Here is a 6,043-nt window from a genome sequence, read left to right as displayed (position 1 = left end):
GGCCGTCGCCGCGCCGGTGGATGCTCGTACGGATGTCAGTGCTGTCGCAGGGGGCGTCCCAGGATCCCGGTGGAGACCGCGAAGTACCCGGCCGCCGCGAACAGCAGCGTGGCCCATCCGTAGGCCTGGGACCCGAGGGCCAGGACGGCGCCGTTGGCGACGAACAGCATGACGGCCGCGACCGTCAGCCACTGCGCCACCTGATTTCCGCGAACTTCTCGAACCCCTGCCACTGTCATCCCCTTCGTCGATCCCCTCCCGCCTGCGACCGCAGCCGGGATGAGGCCAAGTTAGGTGCCGCCCGGGACATATGTCAGTCGACTTAAGTCCAGACCTCACGGGAGGCTCCGCAAACATCGGGCCTGGTCAGGGGCGACAGGCGAACATGACGAAAGATGGCGCGGCCGACCCCGGCGGAGAGTGCCGACAGGAGAAGGGGCGGGAACGTGGTGTGCACGTCCCCGCCCCCGGGTCCTTGAGGTGCGCGCTCCCGGCTACGGCGCCGCGGGGGCCGCCCCGGCGTCGGCGCCGGTGACGCCCTGCTGGGCGGCCGCGCCGGCGCCCGCCTCGCCGGTGTCGGTCTGACCGGTGTCGGTCTGTTCGGTGTCCGACTGCTGGTCGCCTGTGTCCGGGAGCGTGCCGTCGGACGTGGTGCCGTCCTCGGTCACCGCTCCGCTCGTGGGGGCGACGTCGCCCGGAGCGACCCCACCGGGGGGCACGGTGACCTCCGCGGTCGGGGCGGTCCCCTCAGCGGGGGCGATCTCGCCGGTGCCAGCGGCCGGGTCCTCGACCGGGACGGGGGTGACGTCGCTGCGCACGGACACCGACTCGCTGCCGGTCACGGTGCGCTGGATCGTGCCCGTGCCGCCGGAGAGCTCGGTGCCGGTGAGTGCCTGGATGCCGAAGACGGCCCCGACCGCGAGGCCGAGGACGGCGCCGGTGCTCACCAGGATGGGCTTCAACCGGGGGCGCAGGGTGCTCCAGCGGCCGCCGTCGGCCAGTGCGGTGCTGCCGTCGGACCCGGAGGCGTCCATCCCGGGGCGCGCGAGCACGCGCTGGGCCACGGTGGAGTGCACCTTCTTCAGGCCGCGGCGGCTCTTCTCGAGGGAGGCCGAGTAGAGGACGATGGCGACACCGGAGACGATGCTGGTCAGCGCGGCGCCGAGAACGGTGCCGACGACGCTGAGGTGACCGCCGATCACGGACATGGTCGCGGCGGTGGCGGCGCCGGCGAGCAGGCCCGGGATGTTGAGGGCAGGGCTCTTCTTCTCGGCCTGCTCCTCGGCCCGGGGATGGTCGTCGGGCGTGGGGGTGTCGGTGCGTGGTTTTTCCAGAGTCATGCTGTCCTGTTCCGATTCCGGGGAAGGGGTGCTGGTCCCCGCGACGATGCTCGGGCCAGCCTTTCCCATTATCCGGACTGACCCGGGAAAGCCCAGGCCGAGTGGGAACTTTCACATCGCGCGGTCCTGCGGGGCGCAACGTGGGGTCAAAGGACCAGGTCAGCGCCCGGTTCGCCTCGTGGGCCCGGTCCGCCGGGCGTCTGCGGGGAGCGTCGTGGGGTGGCCGTCGTCGTGGTCGGGCCCAGGTGCCGCCGCCCGTACGCCTTGCCGGCCTGGACGACGGCGACCAGGAGCACCAGCAGCAGTCCGGCGCTGGCGACCGGTACCGCGTCGACGGGCAGGGTGTAGGCCATTCCGGCGCGGGCGACGGCCCCGATCAGGAAGGCGGCCCCCCAACCCGCGGTCATCGCCCGGAAGATCCGGCGGAACCCCGGGTTGTGCTGCCAGTCGTGCTTCCACCGATCGGCGGCCTCGACGGGCATCAGGGCCACGGTGGCGTCGAACAGCACGGACCGGCCTCCGGCGAGGCTCACCAGCAACCACGTGCCCAGCAGTGCGGTGAGCCAGCCGCCCAGGGCCATCAGCAGCCGGGCGTCGGCCGTGATCAGTCCCACGGCGGTGTTGAGGACCAGCACGGACAGGGTGAAGGCCCCGAGCCGGTCCAGCCGGCGGGTGCGGGCCGCGGTGACGAGCACGCGCAGCAGCGGGGCGAGCCCGCCGAGCACCAGCGCCACCCAGGGATCCGCCCCGGCCAGCCGCAGCCCGTAGTACAGGGCGAAGGGCAGGACCAGGCCCGCGCCCAGCAGTCCCGCCAGCGGATGACGCCGGCAGCTCGTCCGCCGCACGCCCTGCGCCGTGCCGCCGGCCGAGGCCCGGGGTGGAGCCGGGTTCCTGTCCGGCGGCTTCCCCGCGGGCGGAACGGTCGGCCGTGGGTCGGGATCCGGGACGCTCACAGCGGTCTCCTCAGGGTGTCTTCCGGGTCGCGAGCCCGACCAGGGCGACGAGCTCGCGGGTGTAGGTGTCCAGGTCGAAGTCCGGGTCGGTGACCAGCCGCCCGGAGGCGGTGTCGATCGCCCCGCGGACGAGGATCGCCAGGGCATGGGCGTCGAAGTCCCGGAACGTCCCGGCCTCCTGCCCGTCGCGCAGCAGGTGCTCCAGGTGGGCCAGCACCGGGTCGGCCCCGGACGGGGCGAACCGGTGGGCGCCGTCCGGGGCCCGCAGGTTCATCACGATCTCGGTGACCGCCCGGATGTCGGCCGGATGCTCCCCCAGGAAGGCCAGGTTCGCCTCCACGTACCCGGTCAGCACCGCCGACGGATCGGTCTCGGCGTCCGTGCGGGCCGCGATGGCGGCCCCCGCGCGGAGGTAGACGTCGGCCACCACCTGGGCCAGCAGCTCGTCCTTGGAGACGAAGTAGTAGGAGACCACCCCCTTGCTCACGCCGGCACGGCGGGCGATCTCGGCCAGGGAGGCCCGCCCGTACCCGGACTCGGCGATGGCCTCGATCGCGCACCTCAGGATCTGGGCCCGGCGGGCCGTCTCCGTGAAGGTGGGGGAGCCGCTCGGCACCTCTCTTGACCGCATGGTCAAAAGATAGGCCCTGCGGTCAATATGGGGAAGGGGGTGCGGAGTGTTACGGACCGCGGGCGGGTCGGCGGCTCGTCACACCCCGGCAGAGGGGAGCGCGGACGTGCCGAGCACGGTCATCATGGAGGCGTGAGGTCTACCGGCCTGACGCATCCGTGGTGAAGGGCCGACAGCAGGAGGAACTCATGATCACGAACGTGGCGGCGGCGGTGCTGTACGTGGGGGACCAGGAGGAGGCGCTGGCGTTCTACCGGGACACCTTGGGGTTCGACGTCGTGACGGACTCCGACATGGGCGGGGGCGCACGCTGGATCGAGGTCAGGCCCCCGGGCGCCCGGACGTCGATCGCCCTGTCGCCGGCCGCGGCCTTCGGCAAGGCCCCCGGCGAAGGCGCCCACCTGACCTTCACCGCCGACGACGTCGCGGCGACCGTGGCGGAGCTGCGCGCGAGGGGCGCCACGGTGTCCGACCCGGTCAGGGAGCCGTGGGGGACCTACGCCACCGTTGACGCGCCGGACGGACACCACCTTCAGTTCCACGAACGTCCGGGCCGCTGACGGCCGCTGCCGGCTCGACCCGGAGGCGGTTGCGTCGCGCTGCCCCGGCCAGTCGCTCTTCCCGTCCCGGGTCGGAGGGGGTCCGCCGTGCGCGCTCGGCCGCGACGAGTCGGTCTCGGTGTTCCCTCAGGACGATCTCCGGTGTGATGGGTGTGATGAGTGACATCGTCAAGCCTCCTGCGGGGATTCGGGGTGCTCAGCGCGCCGTGCACCTCCTTCAGTTCGATCCGGGCTCATCCGACGAGGACGAGCACGAGGACGCCGACCCCGAGGGTGAGGTCGAGCGCGCCGCACCACTCGGACAGCGACCGCGAGACCACCGCGTGGCGGTGCCAGTGCACGGCATCCCATGCGGCGTGGCCGATCAGGCCGGCCGCGATCAGCATGCGCCCGCCCTCCGGGGAGAGCCAGAGCGCACCGAGTCCGAGCGCCATGAAACCGACGGCGGCGAACGGCTGCCAGCGACAGGGCCCGGGCCGCGAGAAGGCTCCCCGGACAGCGCCGACAGCGATGGCGCCCACCACGATCGCGGTCATCGCGGCCAGCTCGACGGCCGGCCCTGACGAGACGAGCCGGGCCGTGACCACGACGACGACCAGGACGCCGAGCACCGGCCAGGACCAGCGGGGACGGACGAGCACCGCAATGACCACGTACGCCGTCGTCGCCAGCACCAGCACCAGGAGCACGGCCGTGATGCTGTCAGGGTCGTCCGTGGCGAGGTTGAACGCGGCGAACGCCAGGCCGAGGATCGCCGGCCACCGACGCGCGAGCGCCCGGACGAGTCGAGGCGCCGGCGATGTCGACGCCGGGGACGAGAGGGTGGCGGACGGAGAGCGGTGATTCATGCCCTGAGGGTAGGACCGGCCGGACGTCACGCTGCGGGCTCCTCCTCCGCTGCGTCCGGAATCCTGGGATACTCGTCCCACGGCGGGTGACAGGGGAACCTGATGGCTAATCGTGCCACGGCGGTGATCGCCTACGACGGGGCGGAGCTGCTCGACATCGCCTGCATCACCACGCCCCTGGCCCTGGCCAACGTGATCGGCGGACCGCGCGACCCCTACCGGGTGCAGGTGCTGAGCCTGCACGCGGCCCCGATCCGCTGCGAGACCGGTCTGATCCTGCAGGCCGACGGCGCTCTCGAGCACGTGCTCGGACCGGTCGACACGCTGATCGTGACCGGCGGCCTCGGCCACCAGCGGGCCGCCGACGCCGAGCCCCTCCTGCGGCACGTGCGGCGCCTCGCCGCGACGAGCCGGCGAGTGGCCTCCGTGTGCACCGGCGCGAGCATCCTGGCCGCCGCCGGGCTGCTCGACGGGCGGCGCGCCACCACGCACTGGTGCTTCGCCGCCGACCTCGCCCGCCGCTATCCGCGGGTCGAGGTCGATCCGGACCCGATCTTCATCCGCGACGGGCGGATCGCCACCGCGGCCGGGGTCACCAGCGCCCTGGACCTCACCCTGTCCTTCATCGAGGACGACCACGGCGTGCCGCTGGCCCGGCAGGTGGCCCGCAACCTCGTGACCTACCTGCAGCGACCGGGCAATCAGGCCCAGATGAGCCTGTTCACCGCCGCCGGGGAGGGCAACGACGTGGTGCAGACGGCGATCGGGTTCATCACCACCCATCTGGACGCGGACCTGTCCACCGCTGCCGTCGCCGGCCACGTCGGGGTCAGCCCCCGCCACCTCACCCGGCTCTTCGACACGCACCTCGGCCGGCCACCGGCCCGGTTCGTGCGGCAGGCCAGGACCGACGCGGCCGCCCGCCTGCTGGAGTCCAGCACGCTGCCGGTCTCGGAGATCGCCCGGCGGTGCGGGTTCGGGTCCGCCGAGGCCCTGCGGCAGAGCTTCGTGGGCCAGTACGCGATCTCGCCCACCGAGCACCGGGCCCGCTTCAGCCGCACGCCCCGTCCCACGTCGGCACCGTGACCCTGTGGACCCGGTCCCGTCGGCCGGCGGTGCACCCCGGCTCCGGTCCGCCGTCGGGTGCGACATCTTCGGTGGCCGGGTAACGATCCGGGGCGGGGCGGTAGGCCTGCCGCAGGGGCAGGCCTACGCTGAGGAGAGCGGTCCGTCCGGAGTCTCCCGAGTTCGCGCACGTGGTCCGCAGGGCCGGGACCGGTCCGCCTCGTCCTCGATCCCGGCGCCCGCAGGGGCCCCCAGGGCCGCCTTCCCGGAGAGGGACGGCGCAGGGGATCGACAACGTCGTCCACGACACAGCACCTGAAGCACCGCCTCCGTGACGGAGTGACCTCGCGAGAGCTGTTCTCCGCCGACCGGGAAGAGAACGCAGATGTCATCACCCACACGCCACACGCTCGCCGCCGCCACGGCGGCGGCGCTCCTCCTCGGGACCAGCGGCGGCTCCGGCGGCGTCCCGTCCTCCGCGACCGCAGCCGCGGACACCCCCGCCCCCTCCGCCCTGGAGGCCTGTGTGGCCGACGTCGACGACGTCGTCACCCGGGAACCCTCCTCGCAGATGGACGAGGCGCTGCCGGAGGAGCAGGCGGCGAGGCTGGACGCCGCCGCCCGGGCCTCGTTCGAGCAGGTCCCC

At 73.2% G+C, this 6,043-nt stretch carries 7 protein-coding genes and 1 pseudogene; 3 read left to right on the top strand and 5 right to left on the bottom strand.

Annotation, left to right across the window (positions count from 1 at the left end; translation table 11 throughout):
- Window positions 1-35: 35 nt before the first annotated feature.
- The 4 genes from ACYVM4_RS15775 to ACYVM4_RS15760 form a co-directional block, all read right to left on the bottom strand.
- Entirely contained in the window at window positions 36-200 is a 165-nt protein-coding gene (locus ACYVM4_RS15775; RefSeq protein ID WP_460669141.1) for a hypothetical protein, read from the bottom strand.
- Window positions 201-494: 294 nt separating this feature from the next.
- On the bottom strand, window positions 495-1,340 hold the full coding sequence (locus tag ACYVM4_RS15770; protein ID WP_460669140.1) for a hypothetical protein: 846 nt from the start codon (window positions 1,338-1,340) through the stop codon (window positions 495-497).
- Between the two features lie 146 nt (window positions 1,341-1,486).
- On the bottom strand, window positions 1,487-2,293 hold the full coding sequence (locus ACYVM4_RS15765) for a VC0807 family protein (protein ID WP_460669139.1): 807 nt from the start codon (window positions 2,291-2,293) through the stop codon (window positions 1,487-1,489).
- A gap of 10 nt (window positions 2,294-2,303) precedes the next feature.
- Entirely contained in the window at window positions 2,304-2,924 is a 621-nt protein-coding gene (locus tag ACYVM4_RS15760) for a TetR/AcrR family transcriptional regulator (RefSeq protein ID WP_460669138.1), read from the bottom strand.
- Window positions 2,925-3,112: 188 nt separating this feature from the next.
- Between ACYVM4_RS15760 and ACYVM4_RS15755 the strand changes: the two genes are divergently transcribed.
- Entirely contained in the window at window positions 3,113-3,484 is a 372-nt protein-coding gene (locus ACYVM4_RS15755; RefSeq protein WP_460669137.1) for a VOC family protein, read from the top strand.
- A 233-nt stretch (window positions 3,485-3,717) separates the two neighbouring features.
- On the opposite strand, the gene ACYVM4_RS15750 is transcribed toward ACYVM4_RS15755, so the two are convergent.
- On the bottom strand, window positions 3,718-4,332 hold the full coding sequence (locus tag ACYVM4_RS15750; RefSeq protein WP_460669136.1) for a hypothetical protein: 615 nt from the start codon (window positions 4,330-4,332) through the stop codon (window positions 3,718-3,720).
- Window positions 4,333-4,434: 102 nt separating this feature from the next.
- Between ACYVM4_RS15750 and ACYVM4_RS15745 the strand changes: the two genes are divergently transcribed.
- Together ACYVM4_RS15745 and ACYVM4_RS15740 are read left to right on the top strand one after the other, a co-directional pair.
- Window positions 4,435-5,418 carry a GlxA family transcriptional regulator gene (locus ACYVM4_RS15745; protein ID WP_460669135.1) on the top strand — a complete coding sequence of 328 codons (984 nt, stop codon included), beginning with the start codon at window positions 4,435-4,437 and terminating at the stop codon, window positions 5,416-5,418.
- A 364-nt stretch (window positions 5,419-5,782) separates the two neighbouring features.
- Window positions 5,783-6,043, top strand: a pseudogene (locus tag ACYVM4_RS15740) (serine hydrolase); the annotation flags it as partial.

The organism is Kocuria himachalensis, assembly GCF_054784195.1.
The sequence above is the reverse complement of the archived record's forward strand: the minus strand, read 5'-3'. Positions and strand labels throughout refer to the sequence as shown.